This is a genomic window from Catenuloplanes japonicus, assembly GCF_000717135.1.
In the GTDB taxonomy this organism is placed as follows: domain Bacteria; phylum Actinomycetota; class Actinomycetes; order Mycobacteriales; family Micromonosporaceae; genus Catenuloplanes; species Catenuloplanes japonicus.
Genome location: NZ_JNXY01000040.1, coordinates 50057 through 70142 on the forward strand (window position 1 = coordinate 50057; position 20086 = coordinate 70142).

The 20086-nt window shown below is 71.9% G+C and carries 17 protein-coding genes; 11 read left to right on the plus strand and 6 right to left on the minus strand.

Going from position 1 to position 20086, the window contains the following annotated elements; genetic code table 11:
* Positions 1-5 precede the first annotated feature (5 nt).
* Positions 6-566 carry a hypothetical protein gene (locus OP04_RS42585; RefSeq protein ID WP_033345719.1) on the minus strand — a complete coding sequence of 187 codons (561 nt, stop codon included), beginning with the start codon at positions 564-566 and terminating at the stop codon, positions 6-8.
* Between the two features lie 213 nt (positions 567-779).
* Here OP04_RS42585 and OP04_RS42590 point away from each other — a divergent pair, with 213 nt between their 5' ends.
* On the plus strand, positions 780-1271 hold the full coding sequence (locus OP04_RS42590) for a hypothetical protein (protein WP_033345720.1): 492 nt from the start codon (positions 780-782) through the stop codon (positions 1269-1271).
* Here OP04_RS42590 and OP04_RS42595 read toward each other — a convergent pair.
* Complete coding sequence (locus OP04_RS42595; protein ID WP_051799924.1) at positions 1268-1666, minus strand: ATP-binding protein; 399 nt, start codon at positions 1664-1666, stop codon at positions 1268-1270. The two genes, OP04_RS42590 and OP04_RS42595, sit on opposite strands and share 4 nt — an antisense overlap.
* A 174-nt stretch (positions 1667-1840) precedes the next feature.
* Between OP04_RS42595 and OP04_RS42600 the strand changes: the two genes are divergently transcribed.
* From OP04_RS42600 to OP04_RS42615, 4 genes are all read left to right on the plus strand, one after another.
* Positions 1841-3619, plus strand: coding sequence for an ABC transporter ATP-binding protein (locus tag OP04_RS42600; RefSeq protein WP_033345721.1), 1779 nt, complete (start codon positions 1841-1843; stop codon positions 3617-3619).
* A gap of 19 nt (positions 3620-3638) precedes the next feature.
* Positions 3639-5936 carry an accessory Sec system translocase SecA2 gene (secA2, locus tag OP04_RS42605; protein ID WP_033345722.1) on the plus strand — a complete coding sequence of 766 codons (2298 nt, stop codon included), beginning with the start codon at positions 3639-3641 and terminating at the stop codon, positions 5934-5936.
* Between the two features lie 388 nt (positions 5937-6324).
* Positions 6325-8361, plus strand: a complete 2037-nt coding sequence (locus OP04_RS50750) for a hypothetical protein (RefSeq protein ID WP_051799925.1) — start codon at positions 6325-6327, stop codon at positions 8359-8361.
* A 51-nt stretch (positions 8362-8412) separates the two neighbouring features.
* On the plus strand, positions 8413-9939 hold the full coding sequence (locus OP04_RS42615; RefSeq protein WP_051799926.1) for an NADH-quinone oxidoreductase subunit NuoF family protein: 1527 nt from the start codon (positions 8413-8415) through the stop codon (positions 9937-9939).
* Positions 9940-9961: 22 nt separating this feature from the next.
* Here OP04_RS42615 and OP04_RS42620 read toward each other — a convergent pair whose 3' ends face one another.
* Entirely contained in the window at positions 9962-10372 is a 411-nt protein-coding gene (locus OP04_RS42620; protein WP_033345806.1) for a VOC family protein, read from the minus strand.
* A gap of 92 nt (positions 10373-10464) precedes the next feature.
* Here OP04_RS42620 and OP04_RS42625 point away from each other — a divergent pair, with 92 nt between their 5' ends.
* Both OP04_RS42625 and OP04_RS42630 read left to right on the plus strand, forming a co-directional pair.
* The gene (locus OP04_RS42625) at positions 10465-10821 is read left to right on the plus strand and encodes a cupin domain-containing protein (protein ID WP_051799927.1); all 357 of its coding nucleotides are present in this window, start codon (positions 10465-10467) and stop codon (positions 10819-10821) included.
* Between the two features lie 270 nt (positions 10822-11091).
* Positions 11092-11883, plus strand: coding sequence for an alpha/beta fold hydrolase (locus OP04_RS42630; protein WP_033345724.1), 792 nt, complete (start codon positions 11092-11094; stop codon positions 11881-11883).
* Positions 11884-11890: 7 nt separating this feature from the next.
* On the opposite strand, the gene OP04_RS48815 is transcribed toward OP04_RS42630, so the two are convergent.
* The 3 genes from OP04_RS48815 to OP04_RS42645 are packed head-to-tail and all read right to left on the minus strand — an operon-like array spanning position 11891 to position 15810.
* Entirely contained in the window at positions 11891-14137 is a 2247-nt protein-coding gene (locus OP04_RS48815; protein ID WP_035087212.1) for an AAA family ATPase, read from the minus strand.
* 55 nt (positions 14138-14192) lie between these two features.
* A complete protein-coding gene (locus OP04_RS42640; RefSeq protein WP_033345725.1) occupies positions 14193-14417 on the minus strand; it encodes a DUF2277 family protein in 225 nt (74 codons plus the stop codon).
* Between the two features lie 10 nt (positions 14418-14427).
* On the minus strand, positions 14428-15810 hold the full coding sequence (locus OP04_RS42645; protein ID WP_033345726.1) for an aminotransferase-like domain-containing protein: 1383 nt from the start codon (positions 15808-15810) through the stop codon (positions 14428-14430).
* Between the two features lie 139 nt (positions 15811-15949).
* Here OP04_RS42645 and OP04_RS42650 point away from each other — a divergent pair, with 139 nt between their 5' ends.
* Genes OP04_RS42650 through OP04_RS42665 form a run of 4 tightly spaced genes read left to right on the plus strand, consistent with a single transcriptional unit; the run spans position 15950 to position 20049 of the window.
* The gene (locus OP04_RS42650) at positions 15950-16789 is read left to right on the plus strand and encodes a nitrilase-related carbon-nitrogen hydrolase (protein ID WP_033345727.1); all 840 of its coding nucleotides are present in this window, start codon (positions 15950-15952) and stop codon (positions 16787-16789) included.
* Positions 16786-18186, plus strand: coding sequence for a dihydropyrimidinase (gene hydA, locus OP04_RS42655; protein WP_033345728.1), 1401 nt, complete (start codon positions 16786-16788; stop codon positions 18184-18186). Before OP04_RS42650 ends, hydA begins: the two co-directional genes overlap by 4 nt.
* Before the next feature lie 10 nt (positions 18187-18196).
* A complete protein-coding gene (locus OP04_RS42660) occupies positions 18197-19195 on the plus strand; it encodes a TIGR03842 family LLM class F420-dependent oxidoreductase (RefSeq protein ID WP_033345729.1) in 999 nt (332 codons plus the stop codon).
* Positions 19192-20049 carry an ABC transporter permease gene (locus tag OP04_RS42665; RefSeq protein WP_033345730.1) on the plus strand — a complete coding sequence of 286 codons (858 nt, stop codon included), beginning with the start codon at positions 19192-19194 and terminating at the stop codon, positions 20047-20049. The genes OP04_RS42660 and OP04_RS42665 overlap by 4 nt, the downstream gene beginning before the upstream one ends.
* Positions 20050-20086 lie beyond the last annotated feature (37 nt).

A 20086-nucleotide genomic window follows, 5' to 3' on the forward strand; every position in this document is an offset into this window, starting at 1 on the left:
GCGGTCTAGAGCGCCACGCAGGCGCTGACGACCAGCAGGATGATCACGATGCCCGCGATGGCCTGGAGCAGCATGCCGGGGCCGAGGTGGGACCAGATCGTGGGCGGGTGCGGGACCAGCACCTGCTGCGTGGTGATGTTGACGATGCGTTCGATGCGCGGCTGAAGCTGCGGGTCCTTCTGCCGGCGCACCCTTATCTGCAGGTGGTCGTGCCGGATGATCGCGCTCTGGCCGACGTGCCCGTGCAGCTCCATCTCGTAGAGCAGGCCGTCGTCGCCGCGCAGCCGCATCGGCGTGACCAGGAATTCCGGCCCCTTCTTCAGCTCCTTGAACTTGCGCCGCGTGCCGCCCTGGCCCGCCGCGCCGCGGATCAGCGTGAGGATCGCGCTGCCGACCAGCGAGGCCGTGCTCGCGAACATGAAGATCGCCATGAGGATCGGCTGGCCGACCTTCATCTGCCGCGGATAGCCGTCGAGGTAGTTGATGAACCGGCCGGTCACGAGCGGACCGAACCGGCGGACCACGGGCTCCGGGAAGAGCTCCTTGTCCCAGACTGCCTCGGGCATGGGTGTCCCCTCCGTTTCTGCCGTGGCACACCCTAGATTCTACTTTCGGTAGCCGATAAGCGACATTGAGTGAATGCCGCGTGAGAACAACCCCTGACAAGGACAAAAGCCCCAGAGGGTACGAGGTGTGCGCGCTCCCCGCCGTTCGGGCCCGAGTGCGGGCAATCTCGGGGAAAATACCGGCATAGGCCGCAGATCGTCAGGGGGAACGAGATGAGCAGCCACGACTCGTACATCAATCCGGAGAGCGTGTTCGCGCAGACCGCGCTGGAGATGGTGGCCTCGCACGGCCCGGAGGACGCGTCCTCCGACGACATGATGTGCGACCGCTGCCAGCAGCCGCTCCCGTGCCCGCCGGTGCGCAACGCGATCCTGGTGCTGGAGGGCGCCGGCCTGCCGGTCCATCCGGCCGGCAGCGCGGAGGCGCGCCGGGCCGCGGCGGAGTCCGCGCTGGGGCACGCGATGCCGCCGTCCGGGGCGAAGCCGCCGTCGTCCCCGCTGACGGAGCCGCTGCCCGGTCCGCTGGCCGGCACCGCGGCGGACCTGCTCGGGTCGCCCGCGGACCTGCCGATCCCGGACGCGGCGCCGAGCGCGGAGGCCGCACCGGCGGCGGAGGCGCCAGACGACGGGGAGAAGGTGGGTGCCGGCGCGCCGGACGGCCCGCCGCGCTGGCCGGACCCGACCGCGTCCCGCGCGGTGGCCTAGGCCGCGTCCGCGCGCAGCGCTGCCCAGACGACCTTGCCGCCGTCGGGCAGCGCGACGCTGCCCCACGCGTGCGACATCTCGCCGACCAGCAGCAGTCCCCGGCCGCCCGGCACGTGCGGGTCCGGGTGGTGGGGTATCGCGGGCCGCGGCGAGCCGTCCCGGACCGCGAGCAGGAACCGGCCGCCGGAGATCGCGAGCGTGACGTGCAGTGGCGTGCCGGCGTGGCGGACCGCGTTCGTGACCAGCTCGCTGGCGATCACGCAGGCGTCGTCCGCGAGCGCGGGCAGGTTCCAGCGGAGGCAGGCGTCGTTGACCAGGGAGCGTGCCGCGCGGCTGGAATCGGCGACCGGCGGCAGGGAGGCCCGGACCGTATGACTCTCGGGCTGGGCTGTCATGTCTGTGGCTGGTTCCCGCTCGGCTCGGCGACAGGCGTTCGGAGCAGCGCTTGGATACCCACGATGACGGAACGTGAAACAGTTACTTTGGGTTGCTTCTCTGTCGCTTGACGTAGCTGAGGTTTCGCTGAGGGCGGACGCGGTGCGGCGTCCCGCGTGGCTAGCTTTGATCGCATGACGGGGGAGAGCACCACCACACCATCACCGGTCGGGCTGCGCGCGCTGACGCCCTACCTGCGATCGCACTGGCCCACGCTGGCCGTCGTCGCGGTGCTGTCCATGCTCGGTGCCGGCGCCTCGCTGGTCCAGCCGCTGCTCACCCGCGACCTGCTCGACGCGATCGGTGCGTCCGGCGCGGTCGGCGGCACGGTCGCGCTGCTGGCCACGCTGGTCCTGGTGGGGGCCGCGATCAACGCGGTCCGCGACTACCTGCTGCAGCGCACGGCCGAGGGCGTGGTGCTCGGCACCCGCCGCCGCCTCGCCCACCACCTGCTCCGGCTGCCCATCGCGGAGTACGACGCGCGCCGCACCGGCGACCTGCTCTCCCGCGTCGGCGCGGACACCACGCTGCTGCGCGCGGTGGTCACCTCCGGGCTCTTCGAGATCGCCACCGGCGTGGTGATGGTGGTCGGCGCGATCGGCGCGATGGCGGTGCTCGACCCGCTGCTGCTCGGCGTCACGCTGCTCGCGCTCGTGTTCGGCATGGGGTTCGCGATCACCGCGTCCCGGCGGGTGCGCGCGCTCTCCCGCGCCACCCAGGCCCGGATCGGCGAGATGACCTCGACCGTGGAGCGGGCCATCTCCGCCGCGCGCACGATCCGCGCGGCCCGTGCCGAGGGGCGCGAGGCGGAGCTGGTGGTGGCGAGCGCGGAGGGCGCCTACGCGGCCGGCCTGAAGGTGGCCCGGCTGCAGGCGCTGATCTCCCCGGTCGCGGCCATGGCCACCCAGGGCGCGTTCCTGGCGGTGCTGGGCGTGGGCGGCGCGCGCGTGGCCGCCGGGGACATCACGGTGGGCGACCTGGTGGCGTTCATCCTCTTCCTGTTCTTCCTGATCATGCCGCTCGGGCAGGCGATCAACGCCTACACCCAGCTGCAGACCGGGCTGGGCGCGCTGGAGCGGATCGAGGAGGTGCTGCGCATCCCGGCCGAGGACCAGGGCTCCTCGGAGCGGAGCGCCGCGCCCCCGGGGCGTACCGCGGTGGAGTTCGAAGGGGTGGGTTTTGCCTATCCCGCCGCGGAGGGGACGGTGCTGCACGACGTGAGCTTCACCGTGCCCTACGGGACCAGGACCGCGCTGGTCGGGCCGTCCGGCGCGGGCAAGTCCACGCTCCTGGCGCTGGTCGAGCGGTTCTACGAGACCACGTCCGGCACGATCAGGGTGGACGGCGTCGACGTGCGCGACCAGGGGCGGGACGCGCTGCGCGCCCACCTGGGCTACGTCGAGCAGGAGGCCCCGGTGCTGGCCGGCACCATCCGGGAGAACCTGCTGCTCGCCGCGCCGGAGACGGACGACGCCCGGCTGTTCGAGGTGCTGGAGTCGGTCAACCTGACCGGCATCGTCACCCGCACCGAGCTGGGGCTGGACGCGCAGGTCGGCGAGGGCGGCGTGCTGCTCTCCGGCGGCGAGCGGCAGCGGCTGGCGATCGCCCGCGCGCTGCTCACCGACGCGCCGATCCTGCTGATGGACGAGCCGACCAGCAACCTCGACGCCCGCAACGAGGCCGCGCTGCGCCGCGCGATCGACGCGGCCGCACAGACGCGCACGTTGCTGGTGGTCGCGCACCGGCTGTCCACCGTGGTCGGCTCCGACCAGATCGTGGTGATGGAATCCGGCGGCGTGGTGGCCACCGGACGGCACGACGAGCTGGTGGAGACCAGTCCGCTCTATCGCGAGCTGGCGGCGCACCAATTGCTGGTTTCGGAAGCCGGTGCCCCTCACCACTCAGAGCTGTGATGAAGTAGCGTTTCGCACCATGGGTGTGTCGTCACGGTTGAAGAAGAGCTTCCAGAAGTTCCTGCAGCGCCCAGGGACAACTGTCGATCTCGCGCCGCTGCGCAAGCGGCTGCCCGCGATCGAGGCACTGGAGGAGGAGCTCAAGGAGCTCGACGACGCCGAGCTGACCGAGCGGGCCGGCAAGGCGGATGATTTCACGGAGATCTGCGCGGTCGGCCGGGAGGCCGCACGCCGCGGCCTGGACCAGCGGCCCTACGACGAGCAGGTGCTCGGCGTGATGGCGCTGCTCTCCGGCAAGGTCGCCGAGATGGCCACCGGTGAGGGCAAGACGCTCACCGCCGCGATCGCCTCCTACGGCCATGTCCGTCAGGGCCGCGGCCCGGTGCACGTGCTCACCGTCAACGACTACCTCGCGGCCCGCGACGCGGACTGGATGCGCCCGGTCCTGACGCTGCTCGGCCTCACGGTCGGCTCCGTGACCGAGGCGTCCACGCCGGAGGAGCGCCGCGAGGCCTACGGCTGCGACGTCACCTACGTCTCCGTCTCCGAGGCCGGCTTCGACTACCTGCGCGACCAGCTCGTGGTCGACATCGACGACCGGGTGCAGCGCGAGCTGGCCACCGCGATCGTCGACGAGGCCGACTCGATCCTGATCGACGAGGCGCGCGTGCCGATGGTGCTGGCCGGCACCGTCCCCGGCGAGCAGGACCCGGTGCACGCCGCCGCCGGTCTGGTCAAGGGCCTCAAGGCGACGCGTGACTACGAGATCGCGGAGGACGGCCGCAGCGTCGCGTTCACCACCGACGGCACCGCCCGCATCGAGAAGGAGCTCGACGGCATCGACCTGTATGCCGACGAGAACTTCGACCAGCTCGCCGCGCTCAACGTGGCGCTGCACGCGCACGCGCTGCTGCACCGCGACGTGGATTACATCGTCCGCAACGGCGTGGTCGAGCTGGTGGACGAGTCGCGTGGCCGGGTCGCGCAGCGCCGCCGCTGGCCGGACGGCCTGCAGGCCGCGGTCGAGGCGAAGGAGGGCCTGACCGCGACCAGCGAGGGCGAGGTGCTGCAGACCATCACGGTGCAGTCGTTCATCGCGCTCTACAAGACGGTCTGCGGCATGACCGCCACCGCCGTGCTCGTCGGCGACCAGCTCCGCGAGTTCTTCAAGCTTGAGGTCGCGGTCATCCCGCCGCACAAGCCGAACATTCGCGAGGATCTCCCCGACCGGATCCTGGCCACCCGCCAGGAGAAGGAGGACGCGCTGGTCAAGGAGATCACCGAGGCCCACGAGTCGGGCCGCCCGGTGCTGATCGGCACGCGCGACGTGAAGGAGTCGGAGAGCCTGGCCACCGCGCTCGAGGCCGCCGGCATCTCCTGTGTGGTGCTGAACGCGAAGAACGACGCCGAGGAGGCCGCGATCATCGCGGAGGCCGGCAAGCGCGGCGCCGTGACGGTCTCCACCCAGATGGCCGGCCGTGGTGTGGACATCCGGCTCGGCGGCAGCGACGAGGCCGACCACGACGAGGTCGCGGAGCTGGGCGGGCTCTACATGATCGGCACCGGCCGGTTCGACAGCGGCCGCATCGACGACCAGCTGCGTGGCCGCGCCGGCCGGCAGGGCGACCCGGGCACGTCCGTCTTCTACGGCAGCCTGGAGGACGACCTGATCGTCCGGAACGCGAACGACATGATCCCCCCGTCCCCGCACATGGACCTGGACGGCGTGGTCACCGACGAGCGGGTGGACTACGCGGTCGGGCACGCGCAGCGCGTCGCGGAGGGCGTGGGCCACGAGATCCACCGCAACACCTGGCGCTACAACGTGGTCATCGAGCAGCAGCGGGTGGCGCTCTCCGAGCGCCGCGAGCGCCTGCTGACCTCCGAGGTCGCGGCCGACATGCTGAAGTCGAAGTTCCCGGACGAGACCGGGGAGATCGACGACGAGGTGCTGAACAAGGTGTCCCGGTCGATCGCGCTGTTCCACCTGGACCGGCTCTGGGCCGAGCACCTGGCGTACCTGTCGGAGGTCCGCGAGGGCGTCCACCTGCGCGCGCTCGGCAAGCTGGACCCGCTGGACGAGTTCCACCGGTCCGCGGTGCCGGCGTTCGGCAAGATCATGCCGGAGATCGAGGACCGCACGGTCGACACGTTCGCCGAGATCGACGAGGTCACCGACAGCTGGGAGCCCGCGGAGGCGAATCTGGTCCGCCCGAGCGCCACGTGGACGTACCTGGTGCACGACAACCCGTTCGGTTCCGAACTGGACCGCCTCATCGCGGCGGTCGGTCGTCGCCTGGTAACCGGCGGGAAATAAACGACATACCACGCACGGGTGAAGCCCGCCATATCCGGTTTTCGACCGGTTTGGCGGGCTTCATGCTGTCTCATTCATCACCCACCGCGTTCCATCGTTTTGCCGTGAGTGATGTGGCTGCCACCTCAAGAAATTTCTCAGATCTCTTTAATCCTTTCGAACCTACTGAGCCGTACATCGTGGCGGATACAGCAGGCGGACGGATGAGCCCCGGGCGCCTCGCTGGATCACACGGGTGTGAGGGACTTCCGGGCGATGGGGATACAGGGAATGACCGTGAGTTACGCGAAACGACTTCATAGCTGAGGCCGTACGAAGAACGCGCGGACCGGCCGGGATCCGGCCGCGCGGCAGCGGTAGTGGCGCGAATGCGGAAGATCGAGGAGCGATGGCGAAACGCAAGAAGTTCGAACGGGATGCCCGAAACGACGGCGGAGCACCCGCCCCGGGCACCGAGGAGAAGAAGAAGGGCGTATCAGGCAAGCTGCCCTGGCTGATCATCGTCGGCGGCGTCGTCGTCGCGTTGTGGGCGATCGGCGCGCTGACCACCGCCGGCGTCGTCCCGGCCGTGTTCATCTTCGCGTACCTGGACTTCTACGCCGGCGTGGTGGTGCTGGTCTCGCTGTCGATCACCGTCATGGTGGGCCTGGCGGCCACGGACCGGCTCATCCTCACGCCGAAACACCGGGTGCTGGTCCAGGGCGTGCACCGCACCACCGGCACCATCGCCGTGTCGTTCCTGCTGCTGCACGTCACCGTGAAGATCCTCGAGGCGCACGCCTCCGTGATCGACATCGTGGTCCCGTTCCTGAACCCGAACGCGCTCTACGTCGGCATGGGCACGCTCGCCGCCTGGTGCCTGGTCGCCGCGTTCTGGACCGGCATCGCCCGCGTCGCCTTCGCCGGCAAGGGCAAGCCGTGGATGTGGCGCGCCATGCACTCCGTCGGCTACCTCGCCTGGCCGATCGCGCTCGGCCACGGACTGCTGGCCGGCCGCGCGGCCGCCACCTGGGTCATCGTCGCCTACATTCTGTGCCTGGTCGGCGTGGTCATCGCGATGCTGGTCCGGTTCATCGGCGTCTACAACAAGCGGCTCTCCCAGCCGAAGGCCGTGCCGTCCGCCGCCAAGGCCGCGGGCAAGGCCCAGTCCGGCCCGCTGGAGGCCGCCACCGGCGCCCGCGCCGGCAACTCCCGCCCGATGTACCGCGGCGCGGTCCGCAACCAGCCGTCCGCCGACGAGTCGCTGGCCGCCCCGCGCGGCGCGGCCTGGGGCGGCTTCTCCGAGGAGCAGGCGGAGCAGCGCCGCGGCCGTCAGACGCCGCTGCCGGCGAACGCGCTCGAAGAGACCCAGCTCATGTCCAAGATCTCCCGCGACGTGGTGCAGGAGGCGGAGGAGCTGGTCGAGGCCGCCGCCCGCCGCCCGCAGGCCCCGGCCGCGGTGAACGACGACTACGAGGAGGAGGCGGCCCCGCGCCGTACCGCCCGCCGCCCGCTCGTCCCCGAGCTGGTGGAAGAGGAGGAGACGCCGGCCGCCCGTCGCCCGCGCCGCCCCGCGCCGCCGGTCGAGGACGAGTTCGACGAGGTCCCGGTGCGCCGGGCCCGCCGTACGCCCGAGCCGGAGCCGGAGGACGACTTCGAGGACGAGATCCCGGCGCCGCGCCGCACCCGCCGTCCCGCCGCCGAGACCAAGGCCGCGCCCGCGCCGCGCCGGTCCCGCCGCACCGAGGACGAGGACGAGTTCGGCGAGGCGGAGATCTCGGCCGCGGCCACGCCGCCGCGCCGTACCCGCCGGGTCACCGAGGAGCCGGAGGAGACCGCCGCGCCGCGCCGGGCCCGCCGTGCCGCCGACGATGACGACGCCTACCTGACCGGCGAGTACGAGACCGTCACCCGCCGTTCCCGCCGTGCCGCCGCCGAGGAGGACGAGGTCGCTGCCGCCACCGCGCCGCGCCGCGCCCGTCGTGCCGCCGACGTGGAGGACGAGGAGGACGAGGTCGCCATCGCCACCTCCCGGCGCGCCCGCCGCGCCGTGGAGCCGGAGCCGGAGGACGACTTCGAGGAGGAGGCCCGTCCGCGCCGCTCGCACCGGGCCGCCGCCGAGGAGGAGCCGGAGGTGGCCGACACCGGCCGTCGCCGCACCCGCCGCCCCGCGCCCGCGCCGGTCGAGGAGGACGAGGCCCCGGTCGACGAGTACTGGCGCCCGCCGGCCAACCCGGTGTCCCGGTACGAGGAGGAGGAGTCCCGCCCTGCCCGTCCGGAGTTCGTCGGCGACGACACGCCCACGCTGGTCGACCTGACGGCCAGGAGGGCTGCCCGGACGGCCAAACCTTCGAAGGATGCCCGTACCCGCCGTCCGGGTCGTGCCTCCGCGGACGAGGTCTCCGACGACGAGTTCTGGGCGCGCATGCGTGGCGAGGCCAAGTAGAGTCGCTTTCTCTTCACCTGAAGACCCGAGGCAACACATGAAGGAGAAGCGGTGAGCAACGGCGTCGTGCCCCCGGTGGGGTGCATCGGCCCGGCCCGGTTGACGGCTGGATTCGAGGACTTCGGTCGCCTGGACCTCTGGGCACACCTGGAGGTCCACGGTGACCTGCGCCCGCTGTCCTCCGACGAACTGATCAGCCTGGCCGAGAAGATCAAGCTCACCGGCCGCGGCGGCGCGGGCTTCCCGTTCCACCGCAAGGTGAAGGCCGTCGTCGACTCCGCGGACCGGCAGGACCGCGCGCCGGTCGTGGTGGTCAACGCCACCGAGGGCGAGCCGCCCTCGTGGAAGGACAAGATGCTGCTCACCCGGGCGCCGCATCTGATCCTGGACGGCGCCGCGCTCGCCGCCTGGGCGCTCGAGGCCGAGGAGATCGTCATCGGCGTGGCCGACGACGGCGTGGGCCAGAGCTCGCTGGAGGAGGCGCTCGCGGAGCGCCGCATGCCGGCTCCGACGCGCATCGTGACCGTCCCTCACCGGTTCATCGCCGGTGAGGGCGGCGCGCTGGTGCGCGGCATCAACGGCGAGGCGCACATCCCGCCGGGCATCAAGACGCGCTCGTCGGAGAGCGGCGTCAACGGCCAGCCCACGCTGCTGTCGAACGCGGAGACGTACTCGCAGATCGCGGTCGCGGCCCGGCTCGGCCCGGAGGACTACACGTCGGTCGGCACGAAGAAGGAGCCGGGCACGGTCCTGCTCACGGTCGGCGGCTCCGCGGCGCAGCACATGGTGCTGGAGTGCCCGACCGGCGTGCCGCTGCGCGAGGTGCTGGACATCTGCGGCGCCACCGAGGGCCCCGGCATCCTGGTCGGCGGCTACCACGGCAAGTGGATCTCCTGGGAGAACGCGCAGAAGGCCGAGGTCTCCCGCGAGAGCTTCGCCTCGATCGGCGGCACGCTCGGCGCCGGCATGATCATCCCGCTCGGCAACGACACCTGCCCGCTCGGTGAGGCCAGCCGCATCGTCCGCTACCTGGCCGGCGAGTCCGCCGGTCAGTGCGGCCCGTGCCGGCTCGGCCTGCCCGACGTGGCGAACCAGTTCCAGCTGCTCACCGCGTCCGGTTCGGCCGCGGCCGAGCAGGCGGTGCGTAACGCGGCCGGCATGGTCCGCGGCCGCGGCGCGTGCAGCCACCCGGACGGCACCGGTCGGTTCGCGCTGACCGCGCTGGAGGTGTTCGCCGAGGATATCAAGCGGCACCGGCTCGGCGAGGGCTGCGGCAAACCGGTCAAGAAGCTGCTGCCGATCCCGAACGAGCTGCCCGGCGGCCCGAGCATCGGCAAGCTGAAACTGGACTGGGCGCGCTGCGACGGCCACGGCCTGTGCGCCGAGGTCTTCCCGGAGCTGATCAAGCTGGACGGCAACGGCTACCCCGCGTTCCCGGACGCGCCGGTGCCGATCTGGCTGGAGGCGGCCGCGAAGAAGGCAATCCTGGTCTGCCCCGCGCTCGCGCTGCACCTGGAGAAGGGCGGCAACGAGCGCAGCGGCGGCAACGACCGCAAACCGGCGCCGCGACGCCGCTGACGTGCGATTCGGGGCTTCCCTGCTACTGGGGAGCCCCGATGTTCACCAGCCAGCCGATCCCGAATTTGTCGGTGAGCTGCCCGAACTCGTCGCCCCACATCTGCTTCGCCAGCGGCGTGTGCACGGTGGCGCCGTCCTGGAGCTTCTCCCAGTAGCCGCGCAGCAGCTCGCCCTCGTCGCCGCTCAGGCTGATCGTGACGTTCGTGCCCGGCGTGATCGGCATCTCCGGCGGCACGTCCGACACCATCAGCGTCATCCCGCCCGGCGTCTCCAGCTGCCCGTGCATGACCTGGTCCGCGATCGGCGACCCCGCCATCCCGAACTCCCCGAACGTCGACACGGTCGTCTCGCCGCCCAGCACGCCCCGGTAGAACTCCAGCGCGGCCTTGGCCTCACCGCGAAAATTGATGTACGGATTGAGTCGCGCGACCATGATCAGCCTCCTGAGCAGCACGGATTCGTGTCGGCACGAGCCTAGACTGCGCCCCGCCGCCGGGACCCTGTTTCCTGCTACTCTCGGCCGCTATGCCGGTATATTTCGGAAATGCGCACCGGGATGCGCCGGCCGAGCGCGGCTGGCTCCTCGGTCACTTCCAGCCGCCGGGCACACCGCTGCACAGCACGGACGTCGAGGTCAAGTGGGGCGTGCACCCGGCCGGTGACCGTCGTGCCGACTGGGCCACGGGCGATCCGCGTACCGCCATGTTGCTCTTGATCAGCGGCACGTTCACGCTGGAACTCCGCTCGGGCCCGGTCACGCTCGCACACGAGGGCGACTACGTGGTCTGGGGCCCCGGCGAGGACCACACCTGGCACGCCGCCACGGACGCGGTCGTCCTCACGGTCCGCTGGCCCTCCCTCCCCGGCTGGAAACTGCCATGAAAGCGGATTTTCCCGCTTCCGGCGTGGTCCGGCAGCGTTGCTCCCGCGGGCCAACCTCCGACGAGCCGAAGACTCCGCCGGCGCTCCGCTTCGGCGCGCCGGCCGGAGCCGGTCTCGCGGTGCTTCCGGACGAGCACGCGGCTTCCGCCGCTGCTCGCGGGCCGTGCGGCGGGTTGCGGTCCGCGGGTGGCGCGGCCGGTACGCCGAGCGCGATCATGCTGTGGGCAGAAGCCACTGTGGAATCGGTCGGGCGGGCCTAGATTGGGGCGTATGAGCCTTCCGGTGTGGTACGAGGCGCGCGGCGCCGGACCAGTGATCATCTTTCCGTGCCGGACGCGGCGGGAGCACGCCGATCTGGCCGAGCGGCTCGCCGACCGGTACCGGGTGGTCCGCTACATGCCGCGGCACGTCACCGGCATCGACGCGCCCGAGGGTGACGCCGAGGACTGGGTGACCTGGGAGGAGCAGGAGGACGGGCCGTCGTTCTGGGGCGGCAAGCCGATCGAGGAGTTCCCGGTCGCGCTGGAGGTGGCCGACCTGCACCGGGTCGCGGACGAGGCCGGCGCGGACCGTTTCGTGCTGGGCGGCTACTCCGGGATGGCCGCGCTCGCCGGCTTCCTCGCGCCGCTGAGCCCGCGCGTGGCCGGCCTGCTGATCGGCGGCTTCCCGATCCTGGGCTCCAAGGAGTACTGGATGGGCTCGTCCGAGGGCGCGCGCCTGGCCTACCTGACCTCCGGCATGCGCCCGCTGGCGGACAACGCGTTCGCGACCGCGCTGATGTACCGCGCCTGGGACGAGCGCGACGACCGTGCCGCCCTGACCGCGCTGCCCGGCCCGAAGATCTTCTGGTTCGGCGCCGAGGACGGCGAGCCCGGCTGCCTGCTGTACGAGAGCCGTCCCGGCGCCCGCCTGGCCCGGCGCGTCCGCACGATCCGCGCCGACCTGGAGTCCTGCGGTTTCACGATCCTGGAACTCCCGGCCCTCGACCACATGGGCGTCCAGGCGAACCCCGACACCGTCGCCGCCCGCCTCCGCGTGACGCTGGCCGGCCACACGTGGTGACCCGCGATCACCGGAGGGCGCCGGACTCGCGTTGCCAGAGGAGGTCACCGACGCGGTCCAGGCCGCGGTGCAGATGGCGGCGGTAGGTGCTGAAGGACAGGCCGAGGCGCTCCGCGGCCGCGACCTGGGTGGGCAGGCGGTGGAAGAACGTGGTGGCGACCACGCGGTGCAGGCGGGCCTCGGCCGGGTCGTCGCGCAGCGCGTCGACCGCGTCCGTGAGCAGCTCGCGCAGCGCGTCGACCGGGTGGGCGGCCGCGCCGGTGACGATGCGGGTGCGCAGCAGCGGGCTCGCGGCCAGCGCGCCGGGGCGGTGGAAGTCGCGCAGCGCGGCGCGGACGGCCGCGTCGAAGTCCGGGCGGGCCAGCACGGACGGCGCGGGCCCGACCGGCACGGTGCTGGCCGGCGTGGCGAGGCCGAACCAGACGTCCGGCGGCGTCATGCGCCAGTCGCAGCCGAACAGCGTGTAGCCGCGGCCGTTGACCGGCGCGGCCGCGCCGCACGGGCGGTGGCCGAGCAGCCCGAGCGGTCGTTCCCAGGTGGCCGGGTCGTGGGAGGGCACGTACGACCAGGCGAGCCGGTCCGACCGGATCCAGATCGCGTAGACGCGCAGCCGGAGCAGGTGCATCGCGTGCGAGAGCCCGGCGCTGTCGATCATGAAGCGGGCCAGGCCCAGGTGCTCGCCCGCGCCGAGCGGCCGGGTGCGTTCCGCGTGCGCCCAGGCCGCGGCCGTGACCGGGTCGGCCGCGGCCGCGTCCGGGTCGCCGACCGGTAGCCGCAGCCAGAGCAGGAAGCCGGTCGGGGTGTCGTCGGCGGCCCGGCGGTAGACGCGGAACGATTCCGGCTGGGCCTCCAGCCAGTGCGCGACCAGCGCGGCCGACTCGTCGCCCTCGGCCCGGCGGGTCAGCGCGATGATCGTGTCGTGGTCGCCGTGGAACAGGCCGTCCTCGTACCCGTCGCCGTGCTGCGGCATCAGCGTCAGCCACTCGGCCATCGGGCCGTAGCGCTGGAGGTGCGCGATCGCGGTGGTGGCGGCCAGCGACTCGGTCGGGCCGTCGGCGGCGCGCACGCGGTCCAGCAGGTGTGCGCCGATCGCGTGGTGCATCCGTTCGTAGCCGGCCGGGTCCCGCCAGCGCAGATCCGCGTCGACGGCCTCCCGCACCATCTCGTGCAGCACCACGCCGTCGCGCGGGCCGGTGGCCGCCGGCCGCGGCCGGTCGTCCTGGCCGAGGACCGCGGTCTCCTCGCCGAAGGTCGCGGAGTGGCCGGACGCCGCGCGCGGTGACCCGCCGCCGTCCTGGCCGGGAAACGCGAAGCGGGTCGCGCCCACGGACACGGATCGCGACACGTCCTCGTGCCTGCCGGGGTCCGCGAACGGGAGCTGGCGCAGCCAGGCCAGCAGGTCGGTGGCGGGGAGCGTGAGCACGGACTCCAGCAACGGCGCGTCGGTGAACGGCGCGTGCGCGCAGACCTCCAGCGCCTGCCGGTGGGCCGGGGACGGCACCTCGCCGATGAGTGCGTCCAGCAGCGACGCCAGCACGTCCGGCGCCGGACGCCAGGGCGCCCCGGCCGGTGGCAGCACGGACGGGGGCAGCGTGGCCGCGAGGCTGAGCGCCAGCGGATGCCCGCCGGTGAACGCGAGCACGGCCCCGCGGTGCTCCGGCGCGACGCCGCGGACCGCGAGCAGCCGTGCCGCCTCGTCCGGGCCGAGGTCCCCGAGTGCCAGGGACGCGTCCGACACCGGCTCCCGCCCGGCGATCACCACGGCGGTCCCGGTGGGCAGGCCGGGCAGGAACTCGTCCCGCAGCCACGGCTCCAGGCCCTGGCAGTGCTCGAACGCGTCGATCAGCAGTACGCCGAACGGCCCGGTCACCTCGGCCGCGAAACCGGCCGGTGTCGGGTCGGCGGTCCGGCCGTCGATCTCGGCCACGGTCCGGTGCGCGTCGCGTGCCTCGTCCGCGAGCCGGCGCAGCAGCGTGGTCTTGCCGACGCCGCCCGGACCGTGCAGGCAGAGCACGCCGCCGTCGCGCAGCACCGTGCGGAACGCGGCCAGCTCGCGCTCCCGGCCGACGAAGACGCGGTCGCGGGCCTCGCGCAGGCGTTCGCCGAGGCTGCCGGGCCGGGGCGGCGCCGCGGGCGCGAACGACGACGGCACCAGCAGCGGCGGCTCGGCGGTGCGCTGCCGCGGGATGACGAGATGGCCTCCGGAGAGCTCCGGGAGGCCGGGATAGCCGGGCACGTCCGGTCGCTGAGCCATGGATGGGCATCCTAGTCCCGCGAGTGGAACGCGACGGAACGCGAAGGCCGGCGGACTATCCTGCTGCCGGTCGGCTTCCGCGCACCTCGATGGTGTCGAGCAGCGCGCGGGTGGCGGCCGCGACCGCGTCCACGGCGGCGTCGAACGCCTCCCGGTTGTGCGCGGCCGGCGCCCGGAATCCGCTGATCTTGCGGACGTATTGCAGCGCGGCCGCGTGCACGTCGTCCTCGCCCGCGTCCTCGACGTACGGCGGGCGCAGTGTCTTGATGCTTCTGCACATGCTCAGCAGGCTAGCGGGTCCCGCGGCGCAACGACCGGGTCCGGCGCCCACTGGTCTGGTGCCGGGCGCCCGCGGCCGACGCCAGGATGTCCGCCAGATCGTCGAAGCCGTCCCGGATCAGCCCGACCGTGACCCGGATGTGGTCGCCGTCGCGCGGCTCGACCTCGAACGGCGCGCCCGGTGCCACGCCGATCCCGTGCGCGGCCAGGCTGAGCATCGCCACCTGCTGGTCCCGGACGCTGACCCACATGTTGATGCCGTCCGCGGCCGTGGCCTGCACGCCCCGGTCGGCGAGCGCGGCCAGCAGCGCGGTGCGGCGGGCCGCGTACTCCCGGCGTGCGGCCGCGACCTGTTTGACCGTGGCCGAGTCGGTGAGCAGGTCGAGCAGCACGGCCTGGAGGATGCGGCTGGACCAGCCGGGCCCGAGCAGCCGCCGGTCCGCGACGGCCGCGATCAGCGCGCTCGGCCCGCCGACCGCGGCCAGTCGCAGGTCGGGGCCGTGCGACTTGGAGAAGCTGCGCACGTGCGCGGTCTGCTCCGGCAGCCAGGCGCCGATGCTGACCGCGGTGGCGGTGGCGATGTCGCCGGCGTGGTCGTCCTCGACCACCATCACGCCGCGGCCGAGCGGGTGCGCGGCCAGCACGGCCGCGAGCTGTTCCGCGCGGGCCGGCGTCATGGACGCGCCGGTCGGGTTGTGCGCCCGGGGTTGCAGGTAGAGCGCGGTCGGCCCGACGTCGAGCGCGGCGCGCAGCGATGCGGGCAGCAGTCCGTCGGCGTCCATGGCCACCGGCACGGCGACCGCGCCGACGGACTCGAGCAGGTCCAGCACGGGCGGGAACGCCGGGTTCTCCACCAGCACGTGGTCGCCGAACCGGACCACGGCGGAGGTGAGCCGGTCGATCGCGTCCAGCGCGCCGTCGACCACGGTGAGCTGGTGCGGCGGGAACGGCCAGCGCTCGCGCAGCACGGACTCCAGCCGGGGCAGCACCGGTTCCTCCAGGTAGGAGGTGGTGAACCGGGTGTCGCCGATGCGGCGCAGCGCGGAGGACAGGTCGGGCAGCAGGTCGTGGTCGGGCACGCCGGTGGAGAAGTCGTGCGGGAGTGCGGCCGGGCCGGCGGTGACCCGGGCGTAGCGCAGCTTCTGCCGGGGGCGGCCGGGCGTGAGCACGAACGTGCCGGACCGGCCGCGGGTCTGGATCGCGCCGGCGGTGGCGAGGCTGCGCCAGGCCTCGCTGACCGTGGTCGGGCTGATGCCGAGCTCGCGCGCCACCGATCGTACCGTCGGAAGGCGGGTGCCGGCGGGAAGTTCTCCGGTGTGGACCAGCCGGCTGACCGCGGCCGCTATTCCACGTGCGCTGCGGTCATTGACCGCTCCGGCAATGAGCTGCAGCATGTTACTTCTCCGCAATAGGCTGTAACAAATTGGCCATTGTCCGCCCGTACCTGTGTCGTTAAAGTCCTACGCCATCGGCCTCACCCGGCACAAGCTCGAAGACAAGACTGCGAAAACCGGCGACCCTTGGAGGGGAACCATGGCAGACGTCGTTCGTGCCGCCATCGTCCAGACGAACTGGACCGGCGACAAAGAAAGCATGATCAAGGCCCATGAGGAGTATGCCCGGCAGGCCGCCGCGCAGGGGGCCAAGGTCATCTGTTTCCAGGAGCTCTTCTACGGGCCGTACTTCTGCCAGGTCCAGGACGCGGAGTTCTACTCGTACGCGGAATCGATCCCCGGCCCGACCACCGAACGGTTCCAGGCGCTGGCCAGGGAGCTGGGCATGGTGATGGTGCTGCCGATGTACGAGCAGGAGCAGCCCGGCGTCCTCTACAACACCGCGGCCGTGGTCGATGCGGACGGCAGTTACCTGGGTAAATACCGAAAGAACCACATCCCGCAGGTGAAGGGGTTCTGGGAGAAGTTCTACTTCCGCCCCGGGAACCTCGGATATCCGGTCTTCGACACCGCGGTCGGCCGGATCGGCGTCTACATCTGCTACGACCGGCACTTCCCCGAGGGCTGGCGCGCGCTCGGCCTGGCCGGCGCCAAGATCGTATTCAACCCGTCCGCCACCAGCCGTGGTCTTTCCGCCTATCTCTGGCAGCTGGAACAGCCGGCCAGCGCGGTGGCGAACGAGTACTTCATCGGCGCGATCAACCGCACCGGAATCGAAGAACTCGGCGACAACGATTTCTACGGGACGTCCTACTTCGTCGACCCGGAGGGCAAGTTCGTCGGTGAGGTCGGCGACGCGCACAGCCCGGAGCTGATCGTCCGCGACCTGGACCTCGGTCTGCTGGAGACGGTCCGCGACCGCTGGCAGTTCTACCGTGACCGCCGCCCGGACAGCTACGACGGACTGGTGAAGCCGTGACAAAGTTGATCAAAGGCGGCACGGTCGTCTCCCCGACCGGCGTGCACGAGAACGACGTCCTGATCGACGGCGAGAAGATCGTCGCGCTCTACGCGCCCGGCACCGCACCTGAAACGACAGACACCATCGACGCCACCGGGAAATACGTCATCCCGGGCGGCATCGACGCGCACACGCACATGCAGATGCCGTTCGGCGGCACCGAGGCGTCGGACACGTTCGACACCGGCACGCGCGCGGCAGCGTTCGGCGGCACCACCACGATCATCGACTTCGCGATCCAGCGGACCGGCGAGATCGTGCAGGACGGCCTGGCCGCCTGGCACGCGAAGACCGCCGGCGAGTGCCACATCGACTACGCGTTCCACATGATCCTCGGCGGCGTCACCGAGGACGCGCTGAAGGCGATGGACCAGCTCGTCGCGGACGAGGGCGTGAGCAGCTTCAAGCTGTTCATGGCGTACCCCGGCGTGTTCTACAGCGACGACGGCCAGATCCTGCGCGCCATGCAGAAGGCGCGGGACAACGGCGCCATGATCATGATGCACGCGGAGAACGGCCCGGCCATCGACGTGCTGGTCCAGCAGGCGCTCGCGCGCGGCGAGACCGACCCGATCTTCCACGGCCTGACCCGGCCGGAGGCGCTCGAGGCCGAGGCCACGCACCGGGCGATCCAGCTGGCCGGCGTGGCCGCGGACTGCCCGCTCTACATCGTGCACCTCTCCGCCAGCAAGGCGCTGGAGGCGGTCGCGGAGGCGCGCGACGCCGGCCGGAACGTGTTCGCGGAGACCTGCCCGCAGTACCTCTACCTGACGCTGGAGGACCAGCTCGGCGCGCCCGGGTTCGAGGGCGCGAAGTGGGTCTGCTCCACGCCGCTGCGCTCCAAGCACGAGAACCACCACCGCGACCTGTGGAAGGGCCTGCGCAGCAACGACCTGTCGATCGTGTCCACCGACCACTGCCCGTTCTGTTTCAAGGACCAGAAGGACATGGGCATCGGCGACTTCTCGAAGATCCCGAACGGGATCGGCAGCGTCGAGCACCGGGTGGACCTGCTCTACCAGGGCGTGGTCGACAAGAAGCTGTCGCTCGCACGCTGGGTGGAGACGATCGCGACCACGCCGGCGCGGATGTTCGGGCTCTACCCGCGGAAGGGCATCATCGCGCCCGGCTCGGACGCGGACATCGTGCTCTACGACCCGGCCGGCACGACCCGGATCGGCGTGGACACGCACCACATGAACATGGACTACTCCGCCTGGGAGGGCTACGAGATCGCCGGCAAGGTCGACACCGTGATCTCTCGCGGCACGGTCCTGGTCAGGAACGGCGAGTACCACGGCCGCAAGGGCCACGGGCAGTACGTCAAGCGCGGCCTCTCCACCTACCTGGTCTGAAGGGCGACACATGGACATCGGCGTCGTCTTTCAATGCGACCCGCCCGCGCGCCGCGTGGTGGAGCTGGCCCGGCAGGCCGAGGCCGCCGGCTTCAGCCACGTGTGGACGTTCGACTCGCACCTGCTCTGGCAGGAGCCGTACGTCATCCACTCGCAGATCCTGGCCACCACCGAGCGGGTGATCGTCGGCCCGATGGTCACCAACCCGAGCACCCGGGACGTGACGGTCACGGCCAGCACGTTCGCCACGCTCAACGAGCTCTACGGCAACCGGACGGTCTGCGGCATCGGCCGCGGCGACTCCGCCGTGCGCACGCTCGGCCTGAAGCCGACGTCGCTGAAGGAGCTGCGTGAGTCCGTCAAGGTGATCCAAGACCTCGGCAACGGGCGCCACGCCACGTACAACGGCAACGACGTGCACTTCCCGTGGGTGTCCGAGGACGCCGGTCTGGAGGTCTGGGTCGCCGCCTACGGCCCCAAGGCGCTCGCGCTGACCGGTGAGGTCGCGGACGGCTACATCCTGCAGCTCGCCGACCCGGACATCGCGGCCTGGATGATCAAGTCGGTGCGGGACGCGGCGACCAAGGCGGGACGGGACGCGGACAAGATCACGTTCTGCGTCGCCGCCCCCGCCTACATCGGGGACAACCTTGAGCACCAGCGGGAGCAGACGCGCTGGTTCGGCGGCATGGTCGGCAACCACGTGGCGGACATCGTCGGCCGCTACGGCGCGGACGGCGCGGTCCCGCAGGCGCTCACCGACTACATCAAGGGCCGCCAGGGGTACGACTACAGCGAGCACGGACGCGCCGGCAACAGCCACACCGCGTTCGTCCCGGACGAGATCGTGGACCGGTTCTGCATCCTCGGCCCGGTCGAGGCGCACCTGGAGAAGCTGACCGCGCTGCGTGACCTCGGCGTCGACCAGTTCGCGGTCTACCTCCAGCACGACGACCAGGAGCACACGCTCGCCGAGTACGGCAAGCACGTCATCCCGGCGTTCTCATGAGGATGATCAGAACCACGCTGGCGGCCGGCCTCGGCCTGGTCGCCGGCGTGGCGCTCTGGGAGGGCTACAAGGCGGTCGGCGACCCGCAGGGCACCGAGATCCTCGGCGTCCGCCTGCTCCCGCGCGCCTCCGACGCCGCCATGCCGCACGTGCTGGACATCCTGGAGCGCTTCGGCCGCGCGGAGCTGACCGGCGGCGACCCGATCTGGACCGTGGTGCTGGCCGCCTGCCTGTTCACGCTGCGCAACGTGGCGGTCGGCTTCGCGGCGGGCGGCCTCGTCGGCCTGCTGCTGGCGGTGCTGATGCAGCGGTTCCGGCTCGCCGAGCGCGGCCTGCTGCCCTACGTGATCCTGTCCCAGACCGTGCCGCTGATCGCGCTCGCGCCGGTCATCGCGGGCTGGGGCGGGCGGCTGCAGCTCGGCGCGTACCCGTGGCAGCCCTGGATGTCCGTCTCCGTCATCGCCGCCTACCTGGCGTTCTTCCCGGTCGCGGTCGGCGCGCTGCGCGGCCTGCAGAGCCCCGCGCCGATCGCGGAGGAGCTGATGCGCAGCTACGCGGCCGGCTGGTGGCGCACGCTGTGGAAACTCCGGCTGCCCGCGTCCACGCCCTACCTGTTCCCCGCGTTGCGGCTGGCGGGCGCGTCCGCGGTTGTCGGGGCCGTGGTCGGCGAGATCTCCACCGGCACGCGCGGCGGCATCGGCCGCCTGATCATCGAGTACTCCCGCGAGGCCACCAGCGACCCCGCGAAGGTCTACACCGCCATGATCGGCGCGGCGCTGCTCGGCCTCGCGGTCGCCGGTGTGGTCGCGCTCGCCGAGCTCCTGCTGACCCGCCGCACCGTCGTCACAAGCTAGATCAACACCATTCGGGGGTACGCCGTGCGCCCGTGAA

What these genes read in the sequence shown, in the direction of transcription:
- OP04_RS42660 (WP_033345729.1), top strand. Translation starts at nt 18,197, where the DNA reads ATGGACATCGGCGTCGTCTTTCAATGCGACCCGCCCGCGCGCCGCGTG.
- OP04_RS42665 (WP_033345730.1), top strand. Translation starts at nt 19,192, where the DNA reads ATGAGGATGATCAGAACCACGCTGGCGGCCGGCCTCGGCCTGGTCGCC.
- OP04_RS42650 (WP_033345727.1), top strand. Translation starts at nt 15,950, where the DNA reads ATGGCAGACGTCGTTCGTGCCGCCATCGTCCAGACGAACTGGACCGGC.
- OP04_RS50750 (WP_051799925.1), top strand. Translation starts at nt 6,325, where the DNA reads ATGGCGAAACGCAAGAAGTTCGAACGGGATGCCCGAAACGACGGCGGA.
- OP04_RS42595 (WP_051799924.1), bottom strand. Translation starts at nt 1,666, where the DNA reads ATGACAGCCCAGCCCGAGAGTCATACGGTCCGGGCCTCCCTGCCGCCG.
- OP04_RS42645 (WP_033345726.1), bottom strand. Translation starts at nt 15,810, where the DNA reads ATGCTGCAGCTCATTGCCGGAGCGGTCAATGACCGCAGCGCACGTGGA.
- secA2 (WP_033345722.1), top strand. Translation starts at nt 3,639, where the DNA reads ATGGGTGTGTCGTCACGGTTGAAGAAGAGCTTCCAGAAGTTCCTGCAG.
- OP04_RS42600 (WP_033345721.1), top strand. Translation starts at nt 1,841, where the DNA reads ATGACGGGGGAGAGCACCACCACACCATCACCGGTCGGGCTGCGCGCG.
- OP04_RS42625 (WP_051799927.1), top strand. Translation starts at nt 10,465, where the DNA reads ATGCCGGTATATTTCGGAAATGCGCACCGGGATGCGCCGGCCGAGCGC.
- OP04_RS42620 (WP_033345806.1), bottom strand. Translation starts at nt 10,372, where the DNA reads ATGGTCGCGCGACTCAATCCGTACATCAATTTTCGCGGTGAGGCCAAG.
- OP04_RS48815 (WP_035087212.1), bottom strand. Translation starts at nt 14,137, where the DNA reads ATGGCTCAGCGACCGGACGTGCCCGGCTATCCCGGCCTCCCGGAGCTC.
- OP04_RS42585 (WP_033345719.1), bottom strand. Translation starts at nt 566, where the DNA reads ATGCCCGAGGCAGTCTGGGACAAGGAGCTCTTCCCGGAGCCCGTGGTC.
- OP04_RS42640 (WP_033345725.1), bottom strand. Translation starts at nt 14,417, where the DNA reads ATGTGCAGAAGCATCAAGACACTGCGCCCGCCGTACGTCGAGGACGCG.
- OP04_RS42590 (WP_033345720.1), top strand. Translation starts at nt 780, where the DNA reads ATGAGCAGCCACGACTCGTACATCAATCCGGAGAGCGTGTTCGCGCAG.
- OP04_RS42630 (WP_033345724.1), top strand. Translation starts at nt 11,092, where the DNA reads ATGAGCCTTCCGGTGTGGTACGAGGCGCGCGGCGCCGGACCAGTGATC.